Origin of the sequence: Caulobacter sp. UNC358MFTsu5.1, assembly GCF_000712075.1 — a bacterium.
GTDB lineage: Bacteria > Pseudomonadota > Alphaproteobacteria > Caulobacterales > Caulobacteraceae > Caulobacter.
The window spans coordinates 53,084-76,364 of the sequence record NZ_JONW01000008.1; the positions used below are offsets into that span (position 1 = coordinate 53,084).

The 23,281-nt window shown below is 71.0% G+C and carries 21 protein-coding genes and 1 pseudogene; 13 read left to right on the forward strand and 9 right to left on the reverse strand.

Annotated features, from left to right (window positions below; translation table 11 throughout):
• The first annotated feature begins 90 nt into the window (after positions 1–90).
• The 9 genes and pseudogenes from BR39_RS0115235 to BR39_RS0115270 all read left to right on the forward strand — a co-directional run bounded on the left by BR39_RS0115235 (position 91) and on the right by BR39_RS0115270 (position 9,804).
• The gene (locus BR39_RS0115235; protein WP_029913606.1) at positions 91–1,104 is read left to right on the forward strand and encodes a glycoside hydrolase family 5 protein; all 1,014 of its coding nucleotides are present in this window, start codon (positions 91–93) and stop codon (positions 1,102–1,104) included.
• Between the two features lie 117 nt (positions 1,105–1,221).
• Positions 1,222–2,280, forward strand: coding sequence for an L-glyceraldehyde 3-phosphate reductase (mgrA, locus tag BR39_RS0115240; RefSeq protein WP_029913608.1), 1,059 nt, complete (start codon positions 1,222–1,224; stop codon positions 2,278–2,280).
• Positions 2,281–2,363: 83 nt separating this feature from the next.
• A pseudogene (locus tag BR39_RS27060) lies at positions 2,364–2,522 on the forward strand (helix-turn-helix transcriptional regulator); the annotation flags it as partial.
• A gap of 190 nt (positions 2,523–2,712) precedes the next feature.
• Positions 2,713–3,045 carry a hypothetical protein gene (locus tag BR39_RS27065; protein WP_029913611.1) on the forward strand — a complete coding sequence of 111 codons (333 nt, stop codon included), beginning with the start codon at positions 2,713–2,715 and terminating at the stop codon, positions 3,043–3,045.
• 180 nt (positions 3,046–3,225) lie between these two features.
• A complete protein-coding gene (locus BR39_RS0115250; RefSeq protein ID WP_029913614.1) occupies positions 3,226–3,582 on the forward strand; it encodes a hypothetical protein in 357 nt (118 codons plus the stop codon).
• 162 nt (positions 3,583–3,744) lie between these two features.
• Positions 3,745–4,182, forward strand: a complete 438-nt coding sequence (locus tag BR39_RS0115255; RefSeq protein ID WP_029913616.1) for a hypothetical protein — start codon at positions 3,745–3,747, stop codon at positions 4,180–4,182.
• Positions 4,183–4,304: 122 nt separating this feature from the next.
• Positions 4,305–5,432, forward strand: a complete 1,128-nt coding sequence (locus tag BR39_RS0115260) for an efflux RND transporter periplasmic adaptor subunit (protein ID WP_231499479.1) — start codon at positions 4,305–4,307, stop codon at positions 5,430–5,432.
• A gap of 9 nt (positions 5,433–5,441) precedes the next feature.
• Positions 5,442–8,558, forward strand: coding sequence for an efflux RND transporter permease subunit (locus BR39_RS0115265; protein WP_029913622.1), 3,117 nt, complete (start codon positions 5,442–5,444; stop codon positions 8,556–8,558).
• 136 nt (positions 8,559–8,694) lie between these two features.
• Entirely contained in the window at positions 8,695–9,804 is a 1,110-nt protein-coding gene (locus BR39_RS0115270) for a YeiH family protein (protein WP_029913624.1), read from the forward strand.
• Here the strand turns inward: BR39_RS0115270 and BR39_RS0115275 are convergent.
• Together BR39_RS0115275 and BR39_RS0115280 are read right to left on the reverse strand one after the other, a co-directional pair.
• On the reverse strand, positions 9,797–10,474 hold the full coding sequence (locus BR39_RS0115275; protein ID WP_029913628.1) for an arylesterase: 678 nt from the start codon (positions 10,472–10,474) through the stop codon (positions 9,797–9,799). The genes BR39_RS0115270 and BR39_RS0115275 overlap by 8 nt on opposite strands.
• Before the next feature lie 55 nt (positions 10,475–10,529).
• Positions 10,530–11,681, reverse strand: coding sequence for a D-alanyl-D-alanine carboxypeptidase family protein (locus BR39_RS0115280; protein WP_029913631.1), 1,152 nt, complete (start codon positions 11,679–11,681; stop codon positions 10,530–10,532).
• Positions 11,682–11,773: 92 nt separating this feature from the next.
• On the opposite strand from BR39_RS0115280, the gene BR39_RS0115285 reads away from it, so the two are divergent.
• Complete coding sequence (locus tag BR39_RS0115285) at positions 11,774–12,874, forward strand: L,D-transpeptidase (protein WP_029913634.1); 1,101 nt, start codon at positions 11,774–11,776, stop codon at positions 12,872–12,874.
• 140 nt (positions 12,875–13,014) lie between these two features.
• Here the strand turns inward: BR39_RS0115285 and BR39_RS0115290 are convergent, their stop codons facing one another.
• Positions 13,015–15,042, reverse strand: a complete 2,028-nt coding sequence (locus BR39_RS0115290) for a TonB-dependent receptor (protein WP_029913638.1) — start codon at positions 15,040–15,042, stop codon at positions 13,015–13,017.
• 149 nt (positions 15,043–15,191) lie between these two features.
• Between BR39_RS0115290 and BR39_RS0115295 the strand changes: the two genes are divergently transcribed.
• Positions 15,192–16,655, forward strand: coding sequence for a carotenoid oxygenase family protein (locus BR39_RS0115295; protein ID WP_029913640.1), 1,464 nt, complete (start codon positions 15,192–15,194; stop codon positions 16,653–16,655).
• On the opposite strand, the gene BR39_RS0115300 is transcribed toward BR39_RS0115295, so the two are convergent.
• The 3 genes from BR39_RS0115300 to BR39_RS0115310 form a co-directional block, all read right to left on the reverse strand.
• Positions 16,652–17,560 (reverse strand): hypothetical protein, encoded by a 909-nt coding sequence (locus BR39_RS0115300; RefSeq protein WP_156035790.1) that lies wholly within the window; start codon positions 17,558–17,560, stop codon positions 16,652–16,654. The genes BR39_RS0115295 and BR39_RS0115300 overlap by 4 nt on opposite strands.
• A 64-nt stretch (positions 17,561–17,624) precedes the next feature.
• Entirely contained in the window at positions 17,625–18,410 is a 786-nt protein-coding gene (locus BR39_RS0115305; protein ID WP_029913646.1) for a DUF1295 domain-containing protein, read from the reverse strand.
• Positions 18,411–18,548: 138 nt separating this feature from the next.
• On the reverse strand, positions 18,549–19,769 hold the full coding sequence (locus BR39_RS0115310) for an acetyl-CoA acetyltransferase (protein ID WP_029913649.1): 1,221 nt from the start codon (positions 19,767–19,769) through the stop codon (positions 18,549–18,551).
• A gap of 129 nt (positions 19,770–19,898) precedes the next feature.
• Here BR39_RS0115310 and BR39_RS0115315 point away from each other — a divergent pair, with 129 nt between their 5' ends.
• Complete coding sequence (locus BR39_RS0115315; RefSeq protein WP_029913652.1) at positions 19,899–20,846, forward strand: helix-turn-helix domain-containing protein; 948 nt, start codon at positions 19,899–19,901, stop codon at positions 20,844–20,846.
• Here the strand turns inward: BR39_RS0115315 and dgcA are convergent.
• Positions 20,843–21,856, reverse strand: coding sequence for an N-acetyl-D-Glu racemase DgcA (dgcA, locus tag BR39_RS0115320; protein ID WP_029913656.1), 1,014 nt, complete (start codon positions 21,854–21,856; stop codon positions 20,843–20,845). The genes BR39_RS0115315 and dgcA overlap by 4 nt on opposite strands.
• Before the next feature lie 32 nt (positions 21,857–21,888).
• The gene (didA, locus tag BR39_RS0115325) at positions 21,889–22,098 is read right to left on the reverse strand and encodes a DNA damage-induced SOS-independent cell division inhibitor A (protein ID WP_029913658.1); all 210 of its coding nucleotides are present in this window, start codon (positions 22,096–22,098) and stop codon (positions 21,889–21,891) included.
• A gap of 127 nt (positions 22,099–22,225) precedes the next feature.
• On the opposite strand from didA, the gene BR39_RS0115330 reads away from it, so the two are divergent.
• The gene (locus BR39_RS0115330) at positions 22,226–22,537 is read left to right on the forward strand and encodes a polyhydroxyalkanoic acid system family protein (protein WP_029913661.1); all 312 of its coding nucleotides are present in this window, start codon (positions 22,226–22,228) and stop codon (positions 22,535–22,537) included.
• Between the two features lie 154 nt (positions 22,538–22,691).
• On the opposite strand, the gene BR39_RS0115335 is transcribed toward BR39_RS0115330, so the two are convergent.
• Complete coding sequence (locus tag BR39_RS0115335) at positions 22,692–23,174, reverse strand: low affinity iron permease family protein (protein WP_029913664.1); 483 nt, start codon at positions 23,172–23,174, stop codon at positions 22,692–22,694.
• Positions 23,175–23,281: the final 107 nt, after the last annotated feature.

Genomic DNA, 23,281 nt, shown 5'->3' on the forward strand with positions numbered 1-23,281 from the left:
GAAGGCCGTTCGGGCGTTGCGCGCCGGCGTTTTCCGGGCGATGTTGACAGCGTTGTCACGTCAAAGCCCGCAGAGGCTCGAGGAAACGCCATGCCCAAGTCCCTCAAGGCCCTCGCGGCCGCCCTGACCGCCTGCGCGCTGTTGTCGTCGCTGGCCGCCTCGCCCGCCGCCGCGCGCGAGATCCCGGCCCGGGACCAGGTCAAGGCCATGACCCGCGGGATCAACGTCCTGGGCTACGACCCGATCTGGAAGGACCCGGCCAAGGCCCGCTTCCAGATGCGCCACTTCAAGGTGATCAAGGACGGCGGCTTCGACGCGGTGCGGCTGAACCTGCACGCCTTCTCGCACATGGACGCCGACAACCGGCTGGACCCGGCCTGGCTGGCCACCCTGGACCAGGTGGTCAAGGCCGCCCTGGACCAGAAGCTGACCGTCATCCTGGACGAGCACAATTTCGGCGACTGCGGCAACGATCCGGCCACCTGCAAGCCCAAGCTGGTCGCCTTCTGGAAGCAGGTCGGCGAACGCTACAAGGACGCGCCCGACGGCGTGGTGTTCGAGCTGCTGAACGAGCCGAACAAGGGCCTGACCGACGAACTGTGGAACGCCTGGATCGCCGAGCTCCTGCCGGTGGTCCGCGCCAGCAACCCGACCCGCAACGTGATCGTCGGCCCGGCCTTCTGGAACAACATCAGCCACCTGGATCAGCTGAAGCTGCCGCAGGGCGACCGCCACCTGATCGCGACGGTCCACTACTACCTGCCCATGGAGTTCACCCACCAGGGCGCGGCGTGGAATCCCGACACGCCCAAGACCGGCGTCACCTGGGGGGCGCCCGCCGAGCGCGCGCGGATGAAGGCCGACTTCGACGGCGTCCAGGCCTGGGCCAAGGCCAACGACCGGCCGATGCTGCTGGGCGAGTTCGGGGCCTACGACAGGGGCGACATGGCCTCGCGCGCCGCCTACACCGCCGCCGCCGCCCGCGAGGCCGAGGCGCGCGGCTGGGCCTGGTCCTACTGGCAGTTCGACAGCGACTTCATCGCCTACGACATCAAGGCCGACGCCTGGGTGACGCCGATCCACGACGCGCTGGTTCCGAAATAACCACTAACGTTGTCATCCCGGAAAGCGAGGGGCGCGACAACGGATCGTGACGGATGACAAGGACCCCGTTTCGCGCCATCCATCCCGCTTCCGTATCCTCTCCCCAGGACCCTCGCCGTGCAGAAGCCCTACGTCGCCGCCGACACCCGCTATGACGCCATGCCCTATCGCCGCACCGGCCGCAGCGGCCTGGACCTGCCGGCGATCTCGCTGGGGCTGTGGCAGAACTTCGGCGGCGCCGACGTGTTCGAGACCGGCCGCGCGATCCTGCGCCGCGCCTTCGACCTGGGCGTCACCCACTTCGACCTGGCCAACAACTACGGCCCGCCCTACGGCTCGGCCGAGGAGAACTTCGGCAAGGTCATGGCCGCCGACTTCGCCGCCCACCGCGACGAGCTTGTGATCTCGACCAAGGCCGGCTGGGACATGTGGCCGGGGCCGTACGGCGGGATCGGCGGCTCGCGCAAGTACCTGATCGCCAGCTGCGACCAGAGCCTCAAGCGCATGGGCCTGGACTATGTCGACATCTTCTATTCGCACCGGGTCGACCCCACGACGCCGCTGGAGGAGACCATGGGCGCCCTGGCCCACCTGCACCGCCAGGGCAAGGCGCTGTACGTGGGCATCTCCTCGTACTCGCCCGAGCTGACCCGCCAGGCCCACGCCATTCTCAAGAGCGAGGGCGTGCCGCTGCTGATCCACCAGCCGTCCTATTCGATGCTGAACCGCTGGATCGAGGACAGCCTGCTGGACACCCTGGAGGACCTGGGCGTGGGCTGCATCGCCTTCTCGCCGCTGGCCCAAGGCATGCTGACCAACAAGTACCTGGGCGGCGTGCCGCAGGACTCCCGCGCGGCCAAGGCCGGCTCGCTGGGCGGCCATCTGCTGAGCGACGACAACATCGCCCGCATCAAGGCCTTGAACGAGATCGCCAAGGCCCGCGGCCAAAGCCTGGCCCAGATGGCCCTGGCCTGGGTGCTGCGCGATCCGCGCGTCACTTCGGCCCTGATCGGCGCGCGCACCGTGGCCCAGCTGGAGGACTCGCTGGCGGCGCTGAACACCCTGGGCTTCACCGCCGAGGAGCTGGCGCAAATCGACCGCCACGCCACCGAGGGCGCCATCGATCTGTGGAAGATTTCGTCTAACCTCGAGGCGGCGGACCTGCCCAAGGGCTGACCGCGCCTTGCGGTAGAGTGGTTTCGGAATACAATCAGTCCATGAACTCGGGGGCCGACGGCTTGGACCGGACAGTAAGCGGTATGGACCGACTGACGCCGCGTGAGCGCGATTGCCTGCGCCTCGTGGACGAGCATCTCAGCTCCAAGGAGATCGCCCGTCGTCTCGGCCTGTCCAAGCACACCGTCGACTGGCACCTGGACAAGGCGCGGCGCCGCCTGGGCGCCGCCGACCGCTACGAGGCGGCCCGCCTGCTCTCGCCGCGGAACCAGGCCTCCGCGGGGGCCTCCCCCCCTCCGATCGCGTCAGGGTCCGACGCGGCGGGGCTAGCTCCGTCGCCGCCCCCCGCCCATCCTTCCTCCAGATCTTTCGACCCCGTCGAGGTCCCGCGGTCCGACCGCGACCGCCGCGACATCGAGGAAGGAACAGCACGTGCCGCCACTCACGGAATCCCAGAAGGACGCGATCGACCAGGCGCTGAGCCTGCGCCGCGACGCCCTGAACTTCCACAAGGCCTGGCCGACCCTGAACTCGCAGGACGAGCGGGTCCCGGCCTTCACCTGGTCCGAACTGGAACGTCAGCTCGCCAGCCTGGCGGCGACCGCCCAGAGCGCCCTGATGGCCTCGGACCTGGTCAGCGCGACGCGGAAGCAGGCCAATTTCAAGCCGCCGGAAATGGTGCTGAGGGAGATCCTCTGCGTGGCCGGCGCGCTGATGGACGAGAGCTTCGGCCATTCGGAAATTGGGGAGGCCCCAATGACCTGACCGTCGGCCAACGACTGGCCCTGATCGCCGCCATGATGCTCGCGACCGCCTTCGCGTTCGGCTCCCTGCTGGCCGGCCTGCACGCCCTCCGGGGCCTGTTCTAGACCGCCGCTTCCGAGCGCTCTCCACGCCTCCACCCCAGATGACGCGCCGCCCTCCCGCGGCGCGAGGAGAACCGTCATGCTCAAGGAACGTCGTCACGCCGCCGAAGCCGTGGCCGAAGCCCTGTTCGCCGCCGAGAAGGCGATCGACGCGGCCATCGCCAGCACCGCCGCCCTGACCACCCTGATGCCGGCCTCGCGGGAAGCCGCGAACCTGTCGGTGATGGTCGGCCAGGACGCCCTGATCAGCGCGATCGAGACCATGCGCGCCCTGGGCGTGGCCCGTCAGAACATCCTCGAAACCCACCAGGGCCTCAGCAAGGCCCAGCACGACATCGGCCTGTCGGCCGTTTCCTTCGGCGGCGGCGGCAAGAAGCCGCCCCCCAGCCTGATCGGCAGCCTGCGGGCGGTGCCGACCGCGCGCGAAGTCGCCTGAACCCTCCCCCCTCAGGCCTCGCGCCGCGGGCCCGATCATGCACCCCCACATGTGATCGGGCCCGCGAACTGGCAGATTGTTTCCGGCCGGATCGGCTTCGATCCCGGATCAGGTTAAGCTGGCGGTCCGACGCGCCGCCGGAACCCGCCAAGAAACGCCCCGATGTACGTCCAGACCCTCGACCAGCTGTTCAGCCTCGCCGTGCTGCTGACCTGTTGCGGGCTCGCCGTCTGGCGCGGTCGCTGGGTCGAACGGGTCGCCGCCGCGGCGATGGCCGCCGCCTGGTTCGCCAGCCCCCTCGTCCAGGACGACAGCCAGACCCTCGGCGCCCAAGGCGGCGTGTTGATGGTCGACGTCCTGCTGCTGCTGGTCCTGCTGTATCTGGCCCTGACCTCCGACCGCTGGTGGACCATGGCCGCCGCGGCCTTCCAGGGCGTCGCCGCCCTGGTCCACCTGGCCGCCGCGATCGACAAGCAGATCATCCCCCGCGCCTACTACGTGGCCGGCAGCCTGCTCAGCTATCTGGTTATGGGCGCCCTTCTGGTCGGCGCCTGGAACGCCGGCCGGCGGGAAAAGCCTCGCCCGGACGGTTTGGCCTGACCTCCAGGCGTCGCCTTACGATCATTTAATCCGGTGAACAGCGTTTCTCGGTTAGAAGGCGTCTGGCTGTTCAAATAATCGGAGCTGAGGTGGTCGTGCATCAACGGATCAAACAACGCGGCGTGGGTTCGACTGCGTTACCCGTGGTGCTCTGCATCGGCGCCCTGGGGCTGTCCGCGTGCGACCATGGCGACAAGGCCAAGGCCAAGACGCCCAAGCCCTCGCAGGCCGCCAGCCAGACCGTCAGCGTCGCCGTGGTGAACGTCCAGGCCCTGCCGCGCATCATCAACGCCTCGGGCACCGTCACGCCTTGGGAAGAAGTGCCCGTCGGCGCCGAGACCGGCGGCCTGACCGCCGTGTCGGTCAACGCCGAAGAAGGCCAGGTCGTGCGCCAGGGCCAGGTCCTGGTGGCGATGAACGACACCATGCTGCGCGCCCAGGCCCGCCAGCAGGAGGCCTCGGTGGCCTCCGCCAAGGCCACCCTGGCCGAGGCCCAGGCCGCCCTGAACCGCTCGCGCGAACTGCAGGCCAAGGGCTATCTGGCCGCCTCGGCGCTCGACACCGCGACCATGCGCCAGCAGACCGCGATCGCCCAGGTCGCCGCGGCCCAAGCCGCCTACGGCGAGACCGTCGCCCGGCTGGGCCAGGCCGTGGTCCGCGCGCCGGTCTCCGGCCTGATCAGCCGCCGCAGCGTCACCAAGGGCCAGATCATCTCGCCCGGGACCGAGCTGTTCCGCATCGTCCGCGACGGCCGCCTGGAGCTGGACGCCGAGATCCCCGAAGCCGACCTGCTGGCCCTGCGCGCCGGCATGCCGGCCACGGTCACCTCCGACCAGGTGGGCCAGACCACCGGGACGATCCGCATCGTCACCTCCGAGGTGAACACCCAGACCCGCGTCGGCCTGGCCCGGATCAGCCTGGCGCCCGGCAGCGGCTTCCGCTCGGGCATGTTCGCCCGCGCCCAGATCGCCGCCGGCGCCCAACCGGCCCCGACCATCCCGACCGCCGCGATCCTGTATCGCCAGAACCAGCCCGGCGTGTTCGTGGTCGACGCCCGCAACCACGTGCAGTTCCGCCGCATCGAGATCCTGGCCCGCAACACCGACCGCACGGCCGCCAACGGGCTGAACCCCGGCGAGCGGGTCGTGGTCGAAGGCGCCGGCTTCCTGGGCGAAGGCGACGCCGTGCGCGTCGCCGGCTCGTCCGCCCACGCCGCGCCGCCCGCCGTGGCCGTCGCGGCCAAGCGCTAGGGGCCGGCGATGAACAACATTTCCCGCTGGGCGATCAAGAACCCGATCCCCGTGATGCTGCTGTTCCTGCTGCTGACCCTGGCGGGGATCGGCGGCTTCACCAGCATGCGGATCAACGACAATCCGGACGTCGACCTGCCCTTCGTGGTGGTCAACGCCTCGCGCCCCGGCGCGGCCCCGACCGAGCTGGAGACCCAGGTCACCCGGCTGATCGAGGACTCGATCGCGGGCCTTGGCCAGGTGCGCCACATCAGCTCCACCGTCGGCGACGGCTATTCCTCGACCTTCATCGAGTTCGAGCTGGGCGTCGACCACGAGCGGGTGACCAACGACGTCCGCAACGCCATGGCCAACCTGCAGAGCTCGCTGCCGCAGGACATGCAGATCCCCAACGTCACCCGGATCGACATCTCGGGCGACGCCCTGATCACCTACGTGGTCCAGGCCCCGACCCTGACGCCGGAACAACGCAGCTGGTTCGTCGACAACGACGTCAGCCGCGCCCTGCTGGCCATCAAGGGCGTCGGCCAGGTCAACCGCCAGGGCGGCGTCAGCCGCGAGATCCAGGTGGCCCTCGACCCCGACCGCCTGGCCGCGCGCGGCGTCACCGCCGCCCAGGTCAGCCAGGCCCTGCAGTCGGCCAACGCCGACCTGCCCGGCGGCCGCGTCACCGTCTCCGGCTCCGAGCGCGCCATCCGCACCCTGGGCGCGGCCGGCTCGGTCGATCAGCTGCGCGAGACCCGCGTCCAGCTGGGCAACGGCGAGACCGTGCGCCTGGGCGACTTGGGCGACGTCGAGGACCGCTGGGCCGAGCCGCGCAACCGCGCGCGCTTCGACAACCAGGAAGTCGTGACCTTCAACATGGTCCGCTCGCGCGGCGCCAGCGAGGTCAAGGTCGCCGAGAAGGTCCGCAAGGAAGTCGAGAAGCTCGACAAGGCCCATCCCGAGATCAAGATCGTCGAGCTGACCTCGAACGTGAAGTACATCGAGCAGAGCTACTACGCCTCGCTCGAGGCCCTGGGCCTGGGCGCCCTGCTGGCCGTGCTGGTGGTGCTGCTGTTCCTGCGCGACTGGCGGGCGACGTTCCTGGCGGCCGTGGCCATACCGCTGTCGCTGCTGCCGACCTTCGCGGTCATGGCGCCGCTGGGCCAATCGCTGAACGGCGTGACCCTGCTGGCCCTGTCGCTGACCGTCGGCATCCTGGTCGACGACGCCATCGTCGAGATCGAGAACATCGTCCGGCACATGCGCGGGGGCAAATCACCCTACGACGCGGCCATGGAGGCGGCCGACGAGATCGGCCTGGCCGTCGTGGCCACCACCTTCACCATCGTGGCGGTGTTCGCGCCGGTCGGCTTCATGCCTGGCATCGTCGGCCAGTTCTTCAAGGCCTTCGCGCTCGCGGCCTGCATCTCGGTGCTGTTCTCGCTGCTGGTCGCCCGCATGCTGACGCCGCTGATGGGCGCCTACATGCTGAAGGCCCACAACAAGCCCGACACCGATCCGTTCTGGATGGCGCCCTACCTCAAGGCCCTGAACTGGGCCCTGGGCAACAAGATCAAGGTGGCCCTGCTGGCCCTGCCGATCCTGGTCGGCTCGTTCCTGCTGGCCGGGAAGCTGCCGTTCGAGTTCCAGCCGGCGGCCGACCGCGGCCGCGCGCCGTTCAGCGTCGAGCTGCCCCCGGGCGCGACCCTGGACGAGACCGACGCGGTCGTCATGCAGATGACCCGCGAGCTGGAGGCCCGTCCCGAGGTGACCGGGGTCTACGCCTCGGTCGGCAGCGACGGCGTCAACCAGGCCCGCGTCACGGCCGACCTGGTGCCGAAAGGCCAGCGGATCAGCCAGCGCGACTTCAGCCGCCAGATGGTCGACCAGTTCAAGGCCATCCCCGGCGCGCGGATCGGCGCGGGCAGCAACAACGGCGGCGGTCCCAGCGACGGCTCCAGCTACACCCTGCGCCTGATCGGCGACAACGGCCCGCAGCTCGAAGCGGCGGCCCGCGCCGTCGAGGCCCAGATGCGCGGCGTCAAGGGCCTGGCCAACGTGGTCAACACCGCGGCCATCGCCCGTCCCGAGATCATCGTCACGCCCAAGCCCGACCAGGCCGCCCGGGCCGGGGTCTCGGCCGGCGCGATCTCGCAGGCCGTGCGCGTGGCCACGATCGGCGATATCGACCAGTCCCTGCCCAAGTACAATCTGGGCGACCGCCAGGTGCCGATCCGTCTGCGCCTGACCGACGACGCGCGCGAGAACATGTCGGTGCTCGAGACCCTCAAGGTCCCGTCCAGCCACGGCGGCGCCGTGCCGCTGAACGCGGTGGCGGACGTGCGCTTCGGCGCCGGTCCGTCGCAGATCTCGCGCCAGGACCGCTCGCGGGTGGCCGAGATCACCGCCGAGCTGGACGGCATCGTCGTCGGCGACGCGGCCAAGGCCGTCCACGCCCTGCCGTCGGTCAAGAACCTGCCGCCCGGCGTGAAGGAGGCTCCGGCCGGCGACGCCGAGTTCATCGCCGAGATGCTGACCGGCTTCGCCGCCGCCTTCATCACCGGCATCCTGCTGATGTACGTCGTGCTGGTGCTGCTGTTCCGCAGCTTCGCCCATCCGGTGACCATCATGGCCGCCCTGCCCCTGGCCATCGGCGGCGCCTTCGCCCTGCTGGTCCTGGCGCACTCCAGCTTCTCGATGTCGACCCTGATCGGCATCCTGATGCTGATGGGCATCGCCGCGAAGAACTCGATCCTGCTGGTCGAGTACGCGATCATGGCGATGAAGGGCGGCATGACCCGCCGCGAGGCCCTGCTGGACGCCGCCCACAAGCGGGCCCGGCCGATCATCATGACCACCGTCGCCATGGGCGCGGGCATGATGCCGGTGGCGGTCGGCTTCGGCGCCGACGTCGAGTTCCGGGCCCCGATGGCCATCGCGGTGATCGGCGGCCTGATCACCTCGACCTTCCTGTCCCTGCTCTACATCCCCGTGGTGTTCGTGTTCATGGACATGCTGAAGAACTGGTCGGGCAAGATCATCGACAAGCTGTTCCAGCACCAGAAGCGCGCGCCCAGCCACGCGGTCCCCGGTCACGGCCACCAGCCCGAACCGATCGTCAGCGGCGGGCGGGAGCTTTAACCCTCGTCTTCGCCCTTGAAGGCCAAGCCGAACCCCTCGCCCCAGCGGCGAGGGGTTTATTTTTGGCCTGTACCCGCCTTCCGCATCGTGGTCTCGATCATCCGACCGGCGCGACTCGCCGCTCCAGGGCCAGACGATGAATTCCGACCTCGACACCGACACCGCCGCGGCGCGGGCGCTCTTCCAGTCGCTCGAAGGCATGGAGGGGCTGTCGCGGCCCGAGCCCGCCGTCGCGACGAAGACCAAGGCCGGCTTCCCAGGCCAGGCGGCCCTGCTGAAGCTCTATCCCGGCGTGCTGGTGGCGGTGACCATCGCCCTGGCCTCGCAGTGGCTGGCCCAGCACTACGGCGCGCCGGTCATGCTGTTCGCCCTGCTGTTCGGCATGACCTTCCACTTCCTGCACCAGGAAGGCCGCTGCATCCCCGGCATCGAGTTCTCGTCCAAGGCCGTCCTGCGCTTCGGCGTGGCCCTGCTGGGCGCGCGGATCACCGCCAGCCAGATCCTGGGCCTGGGCCTGACCCCGATCATCATGGTCATCGTCGGCATCGGCTCGACCATCGCCCTGGGCGCGTTCGTGGCCAAGCGCATGGGCCTGCGCTCCAGCTTCGGCGTGCTGTCGGGCGGCGCCGTCGGCATCTGCGGGGCCTCGGCGGCCCTGGCCATCGCCTCGGTCCTGCCGCGCGGCAAGGACGCAGAACGCGACACCATCCTGGCGGTCGTCACGGTCACGGCCCTGTCGACCATCGCCATGATCACCTATCCGCTGCTGACGGCGGCCCTGCACCTGGACCACACCCGGGCGGGGGTCTTCCTGGGCGGCACGATCCACGACGTGGCCCAGGTGGTCGGCGCCGGCTACATGATCTCGCCGCACACCGGCGACGTGGCCACCTATGTGAAGCTGCTGCGGGTGACCATGCTGCTGCCGGTGGTCTTCACCATCGCCTTCGTCGTGGCGCGGATGGGTCCCGGCGCGAGCGGCGGCGCCAAGCCGACCGTGCCGCTGTTCCTGATCGGCTTCGCGGCCCTGGTCGTCATCAACAGCCTGGGCTGGCTGGCCAAGCCGGTCACAGACGCGGCCAACGAGGTCTCGCGCTGGTGCCTGGTCACCGCCATCGCGGGCCTGGGCATGAAGACCTCGTTCAAGGACCTGATGACCGCCGGCTGGCGGCCCGTGGCCCTGATGGTGTTCGAGACGGTGTGGATCGCCGGCGTGGTGCTGGTGGCAGTGGAGTTCTTCACCTAGCGGCGGTCTGGATCGACCGCAGCGCCTGGGCCACCAGCGGCGCCAGCCGGTCGCCGATGACCCGCGCGCCCGCGGCGTTGGGGTGGATGCCGTCGCCCTGCATCAGCTGCCGCGAGCCGCCCACCCCGGCCAGGATGTTGGGATAGAGCGGCGCCGAGAACTCCCGCGCGAGGGCTGGATAGACGGCGTTGAACTCGCGCGCGTAGCCCGCCCCGAACAGCGTTGGCGCGCCGACCCCGACCAGCACGACCCCGATCCGCCGGTCCCGCAGGCTCTGCAGGATGGCGCGCAGATTGGCCTTGGTCACCCGGGGCTCGATCCCCTGCAGCAGGTCGTTGCCGCCCAGGGCCACGACGCACAGGGCGGTGTCCGGCGGGACGCTCCGGTTGACCCGCGCCAGGCCGCCGCCGCTGGTGTCGCCCGGCACGCCGGCGGCGCGCACCTGGGCGACCACGCCCATCCGGGTCAGGGCCGCCTGCAGCTGGGCCGGCATGGCGGCCTGGGCCGGAACGCCCAACCCCGAGGTGATGGAGTCGCCCAGCACCGTCACGACCGGGGGTTTCGGCGGCAGCCTCGGCTGGATTCGCGGCGCGGCGGCGGCCTGGCCGGCCAGCAGCAGGCCGACCAGGAACGCGCGGCGATCGGGCAAACGCGGTGCGGTGAAGCTCATGACTCCCTGTGTACGCTGGCTGTCGTCCAGACAATGTCCACGAATTCGGGAGGTTTCATGACCGGGTTTTCGCCGCGCCCTGTTTCGGGGTCTTGGACGGCGGAGACGCTTTCGGCGGCGGCTTGGGCGCTGCGGTTGCGGGGGCCGGCGCCGGAGGCGGCGTCAGCAGCGGATCGCCCGGACGGCCTGACCCCGCCAACGGCAGGCTGTTGATCGGCACGCCCGGCAGCATCGGCTCGCCCGTCCATTCCCAGTGCCAGGGCTCGAACGCATAGTTGACGAAGCCGAACCGCCCCGCGTTGGCCACCAGCCAGCGATAGAGGTCCGACCGGGCCATCGCCAGGCGGTTGGCGTCGGCGCTGGAGTCCGGTCCGAAGCCCGGGGCGGCGGCGATGAACATGTCCAGGGCCAGGCCCGTGCGGTGGGCCGAGCAGATGGTGCGCGACACGCCCTGGCAGTTGTTGTCGCGGGCGCAGCGGGCGGCGTCGGCCAGCGGGTCGCGGAAGCCGGAGAAGATGGTCAGGGCGCGCGGGTCGCGGGCCACGCCCGCCGCCTTGGCCTCGGCGACCATCCGGCGATAGGCGTCCAACGCGCCGGGGCGCAGCTGGATCGTCTTGCCGCCGTAGCTCTCCTGGGGACCGGCCGTGGACAGCAGGCTCACGGCCGGCGCGCCGGGGCAGATCCCCTCGCCGTTGACCTTCACGAACGGCCGCGCCCGGTGCCAGCGCACCAGCATCGCCTGGAAGGTTTCCGGATCGAACGTCCCGGTCGACTTCAGACCATGGCCGCCCTGCCAGCGCGCCAGGGCGGCGGCGAAGCGGGGCGAGCCGGGCGCGCAGGTCGTCTGGATCTCGTGGGCGACGCGGGGGGCGTAGATCTCCCAGCCGGTCTCGGGACGGCCGAACGGCGTCCAGACCAGGGTGGTCAGCGAGGCGGCGTTGACCGGGGCGGCGCTGGCCGAGGCGCCGCCGGCGTCGCAGGCCTCGGGCGTCCCGCCGGTCGGCGCGAAACTCGGGCTGGCCGGCGGATCGTTGGACGGCAGGTAGGTCGGCGGCTCGTACTGTAGCGGCTCGCGGGCGGCCGACACCGACGGCGGCGGCATGGCCGGCGCGGGCCGCTGATTGGGCCACATCACCCACACCGAGAAGGCGACGACCAGCACCAGCAGGACGCCCAGCACCCAGATCAGCCGACGCAGAATCTTCAATCGGGGCTCCTCGCCCCCAGGGGGCAGCAGTGGAACTTCGCCATGGCTCAAGGCTTGAGAGGGGCAAGGCGTTCCCGCCTCGGAGTTGTTACATGCCCCTGCCCTTGCGTCCCGTCGTCCTTCTGCTCGGCTGCCTGGCGGCCACGACGGCCTGTTCCGACCCCGCCCCGCAACAGCAGAAGCCGGCCGCATCCAAGCCCGCCGCCGCGCCCGCGCCGCAGACGCCGCCGCCGCTGGTCGCCGCCCCGCCCGCCCCGGCCCCGGCCGCCCCCTCGCCCCTGGCCCAGGCCGTGAACGCCGCCGCCTTCGACCCCGCCGCCACGACGCCGGAGGCCAAGCAGGCCTATCTGGCCCGCGCCCAGGTGCTGCTGGACCGCGCCCACTTCTCGCCCGGCGTCATCGACGGCCAGGAGGGCGGCAACCTGACCCTGGCGCTCAGCGCCTTCCAGGAGGCCCACCGCCTGACGGTCGACGGCAAGCTGAGCCCCGCCACCTGGGACGCCCTGGTCGCCGACAGCGCGCCGGCCCTGACCGACTATGTGATCACCGCCGAGGACGTGGCCGGCCCGTTCACGCCCGACATCCCCAAGGACGACTACGAGGCCATGGCCAAGCTGCCGGCCCTCGGCTACGGCACGCCGCTGGAGCTGCTGGCCGAGAAGTTCCACATGGACGAGCCGCTGCTGCAGGCCCTCAATCCCGGCGTCGACTTCTCCAAGGCCGGGACCACCATCGTCGTCGCGGCCCTGGGTCCCGACGGCCTGGACGGCAAGGTCACCCGCATCGAGATCGACAACGCCAAGGGCACGCTGAAGGCCTATGCCGACGGCGACCGGCTGCTGGCGGTCTATCCGGCCACGGTGGGCAGCACCGAGCGCCCGGCCCCGGTCGGCGAATGGGCGGTCAACACCGTGGCCCCCCGCCCGACCTACACCTACGACCCCACGCGCCTGACCTTCGGCAAGCCGACGGGCAAGCTGACCATAAAGGCCGGGCCGAACAATCCGGTGGGCTCCACCTGGATCGACCTGACCAAGGACACCTACGGCATCCACGGCACGCCCGACCCGCGCCTGGTCAACAAGCGGGCCTCGCACGGCTGCGTGCGGCTGACGAACTGGGACGCGGCGGAGCTGGGCGCGGCCGTGCAGAAGGGGGCGAAGGTGGTGTTCCGGGGCAAGCCGGTGCGCTGAACACTTGCCCCCTACGGACCGCTTCGCGGTCGTCTTCCCCCAGAGGGGGAAGAGCGCTGTAGCCGGCGCCGCGCGAGGCTCCGCCCCCTATGGGGGCGGACAGACCGCGTAGCGGTCAGGTGGGGGCAAGTGGGTTAGCCTCAGATCGCCACCCGCAGCCCCACCCGCACGATCCGCGGCGCCGCATAGCCTGGGACCCCGTCGGCCGTCCGCGAGGTCTGGATGTCCGCGTCCAGCAGGTTGTCGCCCGCGACGTAGGCCGTCACCAGCGGCCGCACGCGCCAGTCCAGCCGCGCGTCCAGGCGGTACGCCGGGTCGAGCACGCGGCTGTTGAGGTCGTCCTCGAAGCGCTTGCCCTCCCAGGTCAGGTCGGTGGCCAGGACCAGGGTCTCGGTCAGGTCGGCCGAGAGGCCCGCCGTGGCGCTCCAGACCGGGGCCTGGGCCGGGCGCTTGCCGGTCAGCTGGGGCGCGGTCGAACCGCCGTCCACCCGGGCGTCGGTGACCGACAAGGCCGAGGTCAGGGTCACGACCCCGACCTTGCGTTCGGCCCGGCCCTCCAGCCCGACGGCGTCGATCGAGCCGGCGTTCTGGCGCTGGCGCAGCACGCCGCCGGCCGGGATGAAGCCGCCGATCGGGAAGGTCCCCGGCCCCACGCCCAGGGTGACATTGACGATCGGGTCGTCGATCCGGTTCCAGAACGCCGTGGCCTCGATCAAGCCCTTTGCGCCCTTGCGCGACAGGCCCGCCTCCAGCCCCTCCAGCCGCTCGGGCTTGAGGCCGGCATTGGCCTCGGTAACGTCGTTGCCCACTCGGAAGGGGCGGTAGAGCTCGTTCAGGCTGGCCGGGCGGAAGCCGGTGTAGCCGGCCACGCGCGCCGTCACGTCGTGGCCCAGGTCGCGCGTCACGCCCAGGCGCCCGCTGACCACCTCGCCGTCGCGGTCGGCCGGGCGCTGGTCCAGCAGCACCGCGCCGGTCAGGGCGTTGCGCTCGACGCGGAAGCCGTCGGTGGTCTCCCAGTGGTCCAGCCGCAGGCCGCCGGCCACCAGCCACGGGCCGGTGGTCCACGAGCCGTCGGCATAGGCGCCGACCACCGAGGTCTTGCCGCCCGCCACGCGGTTGCGGGTGTAGGTCCCGCCCGAATAGCTGTAGCGCTCGCGCTCCTCGCCGTCGTTCAGGCGGGCGTCGGCGCCCAGCTCCCACTCCAGCCCGCCGACCTTCTGGCGCAGGGCGCCGTTCAGGCCCCAGCCGGTGGCCGGGGTCTTGTCCTGGCTGTTGGCCGGCGTGGTGGACGAGCGGTCGGCCGCCACGGCGACCGAGCTGTTGAACAGGTCGCTGGTCCGCCGCCAGGCCTGCAGCTTCCAGCCCAGGGCCTCGCCGCGCGGGGCCTTGACCAGGGTGGCGCTGAACACGTTGCCCGAGGCGTTGGCGCGCGCGCCGGCCAGGCCCGCGCCACGGTCCTCCTCGAAGAAGCCGCCGCGCAGCGACAGCAGGCCCAGGCCCGTGGCCAGGTCGATGCGGCCGGAGATGCTCTTGGCCTCCAGGTCGGTCCGGGTGTCGGCCGCGCCGCGCTGGGCCCCGCGCACCGGCACGTAGCCGTCGGACTTGTCGTAGAAGGCCGCGCCCGTGAACTCGAACCGCCCGAAGGTCGAGGTGGCGGCGGCCGAGGCGCGCTCGCTGCCCAGCTCGCCCAGCGAGACGTCGCCGGCGACGCCCGCGTCGCGCTCCTTCAGGTCGATGACGCCGGTCAGGGCGCCGGCGCCGTAGGGCCCCGCCCCCGCCCCGCGCACGATGTCCACGCCGCTCAGCGACTCCGGCGCCAGCTGCGACCAGATCACCCACCCGCCGAACGGGTCGTTCAGCGGCACGCCGTCCAGGGTGACCAGGGCCCGCCCCGCGCCCGACGGGGCGATGGCGCGCAGGCTGATCCCCTGGGTGGTCGGATTGGCCGACAGGCTGGAGGTGCGGCGGAACAGCGAGACGCCCGGCGTCTGGCCCACCGCCTCGTCCACCCGCTGGGTCCGGGCCAGGTCGCGCTCGCCCAGATGCACCGACGAGAAGGCCGCCTCGGCGGCGGCGGGCGGCAGGCGGGCGGCGGTGACGATCACCTGCTCGACGGCGGGCGCTTCGGGGGCGGGCGCTTCAAGGGCAGGCGGGGCGTCCAGGGGCATGGTCAATCTCACTCGGCGGCGTCTTGTATCAGCTGGACCGCCGGCGTGACGAAAGAACGGCGGCCCGCGTCGGCGCAATCCCCTTTTCAGTCACTTGCACAACGAGACTTGCATTCCTAAGCTCGCGCCAAGACGCCAGGGAGCCCGCCATGAAGATCGCCACGCAGATTAGGCGCCTGCCGCCGGTCCGCACCTCGCTCCAGCCGACCAACCATCCGTACATGACCGGGGCCTGGACGCCGCTGCACGAGGAGGTGGATGCGGTCGACCTGGAGGTGCTGGAGGGTGCGATCCCGGCCGACCTGGACGGCGTCTACCTGCGCAACACCGAGAACCCCGTCCACCAGCCGCTGGGCCGCTACCATCCGTTCGACGGCGACGGCATGGTCCACCAGATCGAGTTCAGGAACGGGGCGGCCAGCTACCGCAACCGCTTCATCCGCACCCGCGGCTTCGAGGCCGAACAGGAGGCCGGCGAGAGCCTCTGGGGTGGGCTGGCCGACGGGCCCGGCACGTCCAAGCGCCCCGGCTTCGGCGCGCACGGAAGCCTGAAGGACACCGCCAGCACCGACATCCTGGTCCATCGCGGCGAGGCGATCGCCACCTTCTACCAGTGCGGCGAGGCCTATCGCCTGGATCCCCTGACCCTGGAGAACCTGGGCGTCGCGTCCTGGGCCCCGTTGGACGGCGTGTCGGCCCACCCGAAGGTGGACGAGGCCACGGGCGAGTTGATGTTCTTCAACTACTCCAAGCACGCGCCCTACATGCACTACGGCGTGGTCGACGCGTCGGGGAAGCGGACCGTCTACCAGGCCATCGACCTGCCCGGCCCGCGCCTGCCGCACGACATGGCGTTCACGGCCAACTACTCGATCCTCAACGACCTGCCGGTGTTCTGGGACCAGGCCCTGCTGGAGCGCGACATCCACGCCGTGCGCCTGCACAAGGGGGTGCCGTCGCGCTTCGGAATCGTGCCGCGCCACGGCGGCGAGGTCCGCTGGTTCGAGGCCGCGCCGACCTACGTCCTGCACTGGCTCAATGCGTACGAGGACGGCGACGAGATCGTGCTGGACGGCTACTTCCAGGAGAACCCCACGCCGCGCCCGCTGGAGGACGCGCCCGAGGGCCACGGCCACCTGATGGCCTATCTGGACGAGCACAGCTTCCGGCCGAAGCTGCACCGCTGGCGCTTCAACCTGGCCACCGGCGAGACCGTCGAACAGCGGCTGGACGAGCGCATCCTGGAGTTCGGCATGTTCAACCAGGCCTATGCCGGGCGGCCCTACCGCTACGCCTATTCCACTACCGCCAAGCCGGGCTGGTTCCTGTTCAACGGCTTCGTCAAGCACGACCTGGAGACCGGCGTCAGCTGGACCCTGCCGCTGGAGCCCGGCCGCTACGCCAGCGAGGCCCCGTTCGCGCCGCGCGTCGGCGCGGTCGATGAGGACGACGGCTACCTGGTCAGCTTCATCATCGACGAGAACCGGGGGACGTCCGAGTGCCTGGTGGTCGACGCCAAGACCATGCAGCCGGCCTGCCGCATCGCCCTGCCCCACAAGATCAGCAGCGGCACGCATGCGGTGTGGGCGGGACGGGCGGCGCTCGGCGCCTAGCAGCTGCCCGGATTGTCCCGCTTCAGCACGCAGATCATCTTGTTCCCGCGCGGGGCGCCGTACACCGCGATCAGGCGGCTTTCGAAATAGGCCCACTTGGCCCGCGTATCGATGGCGGCGACGTTCATGGCGCGGGCATAGGCCCCGCCCCCGCCGCGCGCGGCGCCGGCGGTGTCCTTGTTCAGCGTCGCGTGCTTGATCCGCCCGCCGCAATGGAACGCCTCCGGGAAGCCGTCGTAGCAGCCGCTGATCAGGCCGGTCGGGAAGGTCACCGGCGTCGGCGACAGCCAGGTCGCGGGCACGGTGTTGTTCAGCCCCTGGGGATTGGCGATCGAGGGCGTGGCGCGCGGCGCGTCGATCCAGTTGGTGTGGGAATAGAAGTCCTGGGCCGCGTGGAAGGCCATGCCCATGTCCTCGAACACGTTGCACTTGGCCCGGCCCTTGGCGCCGTTGTAGTTGCAGCCGCCGAAGATGCTGGTGCTGTCCAGCGACAGGTTCGCCCTCACCAGGCCCGCGGCGTCGGTCACCGCGGCGTTGATGTTGTTGTAGATGTAGTTGCGGCAGCGGGTCAGTTCGGTCGCGGCGGCCAGCGAGCTCTGGGGATAGCCGGGGCTGGCGAAGAAGTCGCCGCCGTCGCAATGGGCCGCCTTGTTGCCGCCAAGACCCCGGGTCGGGTTGTCGGGCGCCCCGACCGCGCCCCAGGTGCCGTTCTTGCCGGCGATCTCGCTGAGGGAATCCGGGCCGAAGCCGAACCCGGCCAGGCCGCTGCGGGTGATCCGCTCGTGCTCGGCGTTCTGGCCGAAGCTGCGGATGGTGCCGAAGGCCTGGGCCTGGGGGACCAGCGCCTGGGGCGCGAACAGGATCGAAGCGGCGACGACCGCCAAAGCTGCCGAACGCTTACGCATGACGCGACCTCCATGATTTTTCAATCGAAGGTTACGCCCGCGCGCGCCAAAGTACAGCGGCGGCTCAGGCCTTGGGGAACCACGGGACGAAGCCCGAGGTGCGGGCGACATAGGCCTCGTAGTCCGGACGTTTCCGGCGCATGCGCCCCTCGACCGTCGGCACGCCGCTCCAGCGGGTCAGCAGCACGGTGATCAGCACCGGCCCCGGCAGGGCCCAGGCGCCCAGGCCCGTCTCGGCGGCGATCAGGTAGAGGCCCCACCATACGCAGGCGTCGCCGAAATAGTTCGGGTGGCGGGTGTAGCGCCACAGGCCCGTGTCCAGCACCTTGCCGGCGTTGGCGGGCTGGGCCTTGAAGCGGACCAGCTGCCAGTCGCCCAGGCTCTCGAAGCCGATCCCGACCAGGGCCAGCACGGTCCCGGCGATCGCCAGCCCGCCCAGCGGCGCGGCGATCAGCTGGCCCAGCTGCACCGGCAGGGCCACCACGAACTGCAGCAGGTACTGCAGGGCGAACACCAGCAGGGCCGAGGCCTTGGCGAAGCCCCAGCCGCGCTGGGTCTCGGCGTAGTGCATCATCGTGACGTAGCGCCGGTCGGGTCCCTGCCTGCGCCAGCGCCACAGCAGGTAACCGCCCAGCCGCGCGGCCCAGACGGTGCAGAGGCCGGTCAGCAGCACGCCGTGCGGGGTGGCGCCGGACTGGACCAGCGTCGCCCAGGCGATCAGCGCCATGCCCACGCCCCACCAGGCGTCGACGAAGCTGACGTCCTTCAGGCGAAGCCCGATCAGCCAGAGGGCCACGAAGGCGACGGCGGAGACGGCGGCGTTGATCAGGAGGAGGGTCAGGAGGGGCATCGCGAAGCCTTGGAGATGTCGAACAGAAAATCCTCCCCCTCTGGGGGAGGTGTCGGCGAAGCCGACGGAGGGGGACTTCCGAGCCGGCGGAGCTGCCCCCTCCGGCCCTTCGGGCCACCTCCCCCGAGGGGGGCGGATCTACACCCCCACCACCAGGCTCACCGTCGTCGTGGTCGAGCCGCCGATGTTCAGGGTCTGCACCGTCCGGGCCCCCTCGACCTGGCAGTCGCCGGCCGCGCCGGTCACCTGCTTGAAGGCGTCCAGGGCCATGCGCACGCCGGTGGCGCCCACCGGGTGGCCGGCGCCGATTAGGCCGCCGGAGGGGTTGACCGGCAGGCGGCCGCCCATCGCGATGGAGCCATCCTCGACCGCCTTCCAGCTCTCGCCCGGCGCGGTCAGGCCCAGATGGTCGATAGCCATGTATTCGGTGGCGGTGAAGCAGTCGTGGACCTCGACGGCGTCGATCTGGGAGACGTCCGTGATGCCGGCCCGGGCCCGGGCGTCCTCGATGGCCCGGCGCACCTGCGGGAAGACGTAGGGCTGGTCGCGGCTGGCCTCGACCTTGCGGGCGTAGCTGATCGGGGCCGAGCGATGGCCCCAGCCCCTGATGCGCGGCAGGCTCTCCAGCGGCACGCCGCGGAGGAAGGCGTAGGCCTTGGCCCGGCGCTCCGAAGCCAGGAACACCACCGCCGTCCCGTCCGTCACCTGGCCGCAGTCCTGCTTGCGCGTGCGGCCCTCGACCACGGGATTGGCCACGTCGTCGGCGGTGAAGGCCCCCGGCCCGAACCGCCAGTCGCGGGTCTGGGCGTCGGGGTTGCGGCGAGCATTGTTGAAGTTGTTCTCGGCGATCGCCATCAGGTGCTCGTACTTCAGGCCGTGCCGCCGGTCGTACTCGTCGGCGAGGTCGGAGAAGGCGCGCGGCCACAGGAAGCGGGCGTCCTGGAACTCGTGCCCGACCCACGCGGCCGAGCCCAGGTGCTCGGCGGCGACCTGGCCGGCGACGTTGCGCATCTGCTCGATCCCGACCACGCAGGCCAGGTCGTAGCGGCCGGCCTCGATCTCGGCGGTGGCCGCCAGGATCGCCACGCTGCCCGAGGCGCAGGCTGCCTCGTGGCGCGCCGTGGGCAAGCCGTCCAGGGCCGGATGCACCTGGCCGAAGAAGCCGCCCAGCAGCCCCTGCCCGGCGAACAGCTCGCCGGCGAAATTGCCGACATGGCCGGTCTCGATGTCCGCGGGGTCCAGGTCGACGGCGGCCAGGCCCTGGCCCACCGCCTCGGCGAAGGCGTCCGCCAGGTCCATGCCCTGCCGCGCCCAGTTGGCCGAATAGTCGCTCTGCCAGCCGCCCAGGATGTAGACCATCGCCGTTTCCCTCCCGCTCGCCGTCCTCGCCGATGTGCCCCGGCTTAGTCAGTCCGACTATACAAGTGACTTGTCGCGAGGCAATGCTCCGCGTTGACAGCCCGCCGCGAAACATCCGAACCAGAGGTCATGATCCCAGAGGCTCCCAGCCAGGTCGTCGCCGCCCCTCAGATGGTCCGCGCCAGCTCGGCCGCGCGGGCCCTGAACCTGATCGGCGACCGCTGGACCCTGCTGACCCTCTACGCCGCCTTCATGGGCCAGACCCGGTTCGACGGCTTCGTGAAGCTGACCGGCATGGCCCGCTCGCTGCTGGTCGACCGGCTGGGCCGGCTGGAGACCGCCGGAGTGCTGGAGAAGCGGCCCTACCAGGAGCGTCCCGTCCGCCACGGCTATCACCTGACGGCCATGGGCAAGGACCTCTACGACGCGGCCCTGATGATCCTGCGCTGGGAGACCCGCTGGCACTATGACGAGACCAGCCCCTCGCACCGGATCCGGCACGCCACCTGCGGCGAGCCGTTGGTGGCCGAGCTGGTCTGCAAGGCCTGCGAGCGGCCGGTCGAGGCGCGCGACGTCGAGCTGGTCCCCGGTCCCGGCGCCGGCCTGGAGCCTGCGCCCCGCGCCCGCCTGCAGCGCCGCTCGACCGCCGAGGCCGCCCAGCCGCTGACGCCGATGCTGGAGCGCTCGATCGCCGTGCTGGGCGACCGTTGGACGGCCCACCTGCTGGCGGCGTGCTTCTACGGCCGGCGACGGTTCAACGACCTGCAGGCCGAGCTGGGCGCGGCCACCAACATCCTGGCCGACCGGCTGGCGCGGCTGACCGCCCTGGGCATGCTGGAGAAGCGGCTCTACCAGGCCCGGCCCGAGCGCTGGGAGTACCGGCTGACGGAAGAGGCGCGCGACCTGTTCCCGCTGATCGTGGCCCTGATGGCCTGGGGCGACCGCTGGCTGTCAGGCGAGGCCGGGCCGCCGGAGGTGCTGATCCACAAGCCCTGCGGATCGCCGCTGGAGACGAAGGCGCGCTGCGAGACGTGCCACGGGGCGGTGGACGTGAAGTCGACGCGGCTTCCCGCCTAGAGCCACAGCCCCGTCGCCGTCACGCCGTCGCCCCAGAACCCTTCGGCCGGACGCGTCATCCGCCCGTCCGCCACGCGGCAGCCGCCCGGGTGATCCTCAGCCAGCCACCACGGCCCGTCCAGGTCGGCGAAGGCGCACGAGCCGGCCAGATGCAGGGCCGGGGCGATGGCCAGGGACGAGGCCACCATGCAGCCGACCATCAATTCGAAGCCGTGGTTGCGGGCCTCCTCCAGCATCAGCAGGGCCTCGGACAGGCCGCCGGCCTTGTCGAGCTTGAGGTTCACGGCGCGGTAGCGGCCCTTCAGCCCGGCCAGGTCCTCGGCCACATGCACCGACTCGTCGGCGCAGATCGGATACGGCGGGTCGTAGCCCTCCAGGGCCTGGTCCGCGCCGGCCGGCAGGGGCTGTTCGACCAGGGCGATGTTGAGGTCCGACAGGATGGGCTTGAGCCCGTCCAGGATGGCGAAGTCCCAGCCCTCGTTGGGGTCGACGATCAGCCGGGCGCGCGGCGCGGCCTTGGCCACGGCCAGCAGGCGGGCGGCGGGATCCTCGGCCGACAGCTTGACCTTGATCAGCGGGGCGGAGGCCACGGCCTGGGCGGCCAGGCCCATGGCCTCGGGGCTGTCCAGGCTGACGGTGACGGCGGTGACCAGGCTGTCGGGGACGCGCAGGGCGGTCAGGGCCTCGACGCTGAGGCCCTCGCGCTTGGCCCGCAGGTCCCACAGGGCGCAGTCCAGCGCGTTGCGGGCCGCGCCGGCCGTCAGCAGCGCCACAGCGTCATGCGGCCGGGCGCCGTCGCGCAGGGCCTGGGCGGCGGGCTGGAGTTGGGCGACGACGCTGTCGACCGTCTCGTCGTAGCGGGCGTAGGGCACGCTCTCGCCCCGCCCGATCAGCCCATCCTCGACGATCTCGACGACCACCACCTCGGCGGCGGTCTTGACCCCGCGCGAGATGCGGAACGGGGCCTTCAGGCGGTGGCTGACATGGGCGATCGAGACGGTGCGCTGCATGTCCCTGCCATCCCACCGTCAGCGGGATTTGGCTAGGGGCGACGACGGATCGGCGAGTCGGCGCGGCGCTCACGCAGCACCTGCATGGCCAGCCGGGGGTCCCAGACGAACAGCCCGGCCCAGACCAGCAGCACCCCGGCGTAGTTCAGCGCGCCGAGCACGCCGGCCGGACGGCCCGGACGCGTGAAACGGACCGAGCGGGGCTGGGGCTGGAACAGGCTGGGCATGGCGATGTCGGTCATGGCGTCCTCCGTGGATGAGGAGACCTTCGCCGGGCGATGCGTCAAATCCGGACGTATGATCGAAGGCCGCTCGCCACCATATGTCGCCGACGGGCGTTAGACCCCGTAGCCAAGGAGCATCCCGCGCATGAGCAAGCCGGTCACCATCACCCTGCCCCACCAGTTGGGCGTCGCCGAGGCGCGCCGCCGGATCGACGAAGGGTTCGGCCAGCTGCTCAGCCAGACCGGCGGCATGGTCAAGGACGTCAACAAGAGCTGGGCCGGCGACGCCCTGACCTTCTCGGCCCAGGCCATGGGCCAGCCGATCTCGGGCGTGCTGACGGTGTTCGCGGACTCGGTGCGGATGGAAATCGTCCTGCCCGGCCTGCTGGGCATGATCGCCGGCAAGATCACCGGGGCGGTCAAGAAGCAGGGCCAGTTGCTGCTGGAGAAGAAGTAGCGGTCACGCTCCCCAACATCCGCTCATCCCGGCGAACGCCGGGACCCAGATCCCATAACGGTGTGGATGACTGGATGAGCTCTGAGTTCTTGGCGTCAGCCTCAAAGCCCTTCCATCTGGGTCCCGGCATTCGCCGGGATGAGCGGCTTCGAGGCTAGGCCCTCACCCGCCGCGGCGGGGCGTTCTTGGCCGGCGGACGCTTGGCCCGGGCGCGCTTGGCCTTGGGCGAGGCCTTGGCGCCCTTGCGGGCCTCGCGCTCGGCTTCGATCTTGTCCAGACGGTCCCGGGCGATCTGGGCGTGCTCGGTGCAGCGCGCGTGCATGGCCGCCAGCTCCTTCTCGGTCAGCTTCTCGATGCCCATGAAGTCGTTCTCGGCGGCCGAGGTCAGGATCAGCTCGTCCAGCTTGGTCTGGACCGCCGCGCCGTCGCGGTTCTGGGTATTCTGGATCAGGAACACCATCAGGAAGGTGATGATCGTGGTGCCGGTGTTGATCACCAGCTGCCAGGTCTCGGAGAACTTGAAGATCGGCCCGCTGGCGGCCCAGGCGACGACCAGCGCCACGCAGACGATGAAGGCCGGCGGGCTGCCGGTGATCCGCGCCGTGGCGTTGGCGAATTTGGCGAACAGCTTGTCCATGACGCTCCCAGCTTTCAGGCGCGAGGGCCCGAGGTCATAACGCCCGACGGCGCCGCTGGGTTCGGACGGCGACGGCCCCGGTTCCCCGCCCCATGCGTTAGGGACGG

Bases quoted from the DNA above. Each gene is read 5' to 3' on its own strand.
- BR39_RS0115310 (WP_029913649.1), bottom strand. From the start codon at position 19,769: ATGGTCTACATCCTGGGCGGCTGGCAGAGCGACTATTCGGCCAACTGG.
- BR39_RS0115295 (WP_029913640.1), top strand. From the start codon at position 15,192: ATGAAGATCGCCACGCAGATTAGGCGCCTGCCGCCGGTCCGCACCTCG.
- BR39_RS0115270 (WP_029913624.1), top strand. From the start codon at position 8,695: ATGAATTCCGACCTCGACACCGACACCGCCGCGGCGCGGGCGCTCTTC.
- BR39_RS0115275 (WP_029913628.1), bottom strand. From the start codon at position 10,474: ATGAGCTTCACCGCACCGCGTTTGCCCGATCGCCGCGCGTTCCTGGTC.
- BR39_RS0115330 (WP_029913661.1), top strand. From the start codon at position 22,226: ATGAGCAAGCCGGTCACCATCACCCTGCCCCACCAGTTGGGCGTCGCC.
- BR39_RS0115250 (WP_029913614.1), top strand. From the start codon at position 3,226: ATGCTCAAGGAACGTCGTCACGCCGCCGAAGCCGTGGCCGAAGCCCTG.
- BR39_RS0115315 (WP_029913652.1), top strand. From the start codon at position 19,899: ATGATCCCAGAGGCTCCCAGCCAGGTCGTCGCCGCCCCTCAGATGGTC.
- BR39_RS0115305 (WP_029913646.1), bottom strand. From the start codon at position 18,410: ATGCCCCTCCTGACCCTCCTCCTGATCAACGCCGCCGTCTCCGCCGTC.
- BR39_RS0115335 (WP_029913664.1), bottom strand. From the start codon at position 23,174: ATGGACAAGCTGTTCGCCAAATTCGCCAACGCCACGGCGCGGATCACC.
- didA (WP_029913658.1), bottom strand. From the start codon at position 22,098: ATGACCGACATCGCCATGCCCAGCCTGTTCCAGCCCCAGCCCCGCTCG.
- dgcA (WP_029913656.1), bottom strand. From the start codon at position 21,856: ATGCAGCGCACCGTCTCGATCGCCCATGTCAGCCACCGCCTGAAGGCC.
- BR39_RS0115290 (WP_029913638.1), bottom strand. From the start codon at position 15,042: ATGCCCCTGGACGCCCCGCCTGCCCTTGAAGCGCCCGCCCCCGAAGCG.
- BR39_RS0115255 (WP_029913616.1), top strand. From the start codon at position 3,745: ATGTACGTCCAGACCCTCGACCAGCTGTTCAGCCTCGCCGTGCTGCTG.
- BR39_RS0115285 (WP_029913634.1), top strand. From the start codon at position 11,774: ATGCCCCTGCCCTTGCGTCCCGTCGTCCTTCTGCTCGGCTGCCTGGCG.
- BR39_RS0115235 (WP_029913606.1), top strand. From the start codon at position 91: ATGCCCAAGTCCCTCAAGGCCCTCGCGGCCGCCCTGACCGCCTGCGCG.
- BR39_RS0115265 (WP_029913622.1), top strand. From the start codon at position 5,442: ATGAACAACATTTCCCGCTGGGCGATCAAGAACCCGATCCCCGTGATG.
- BR39_RS0115300 (WP_156035790.1), bottom strand. From the start codon at position 17,560: ATGCGTAAGCGTTCGGCAGCTTTGGCGGTCGTCGCCGCTTCGATCCTG.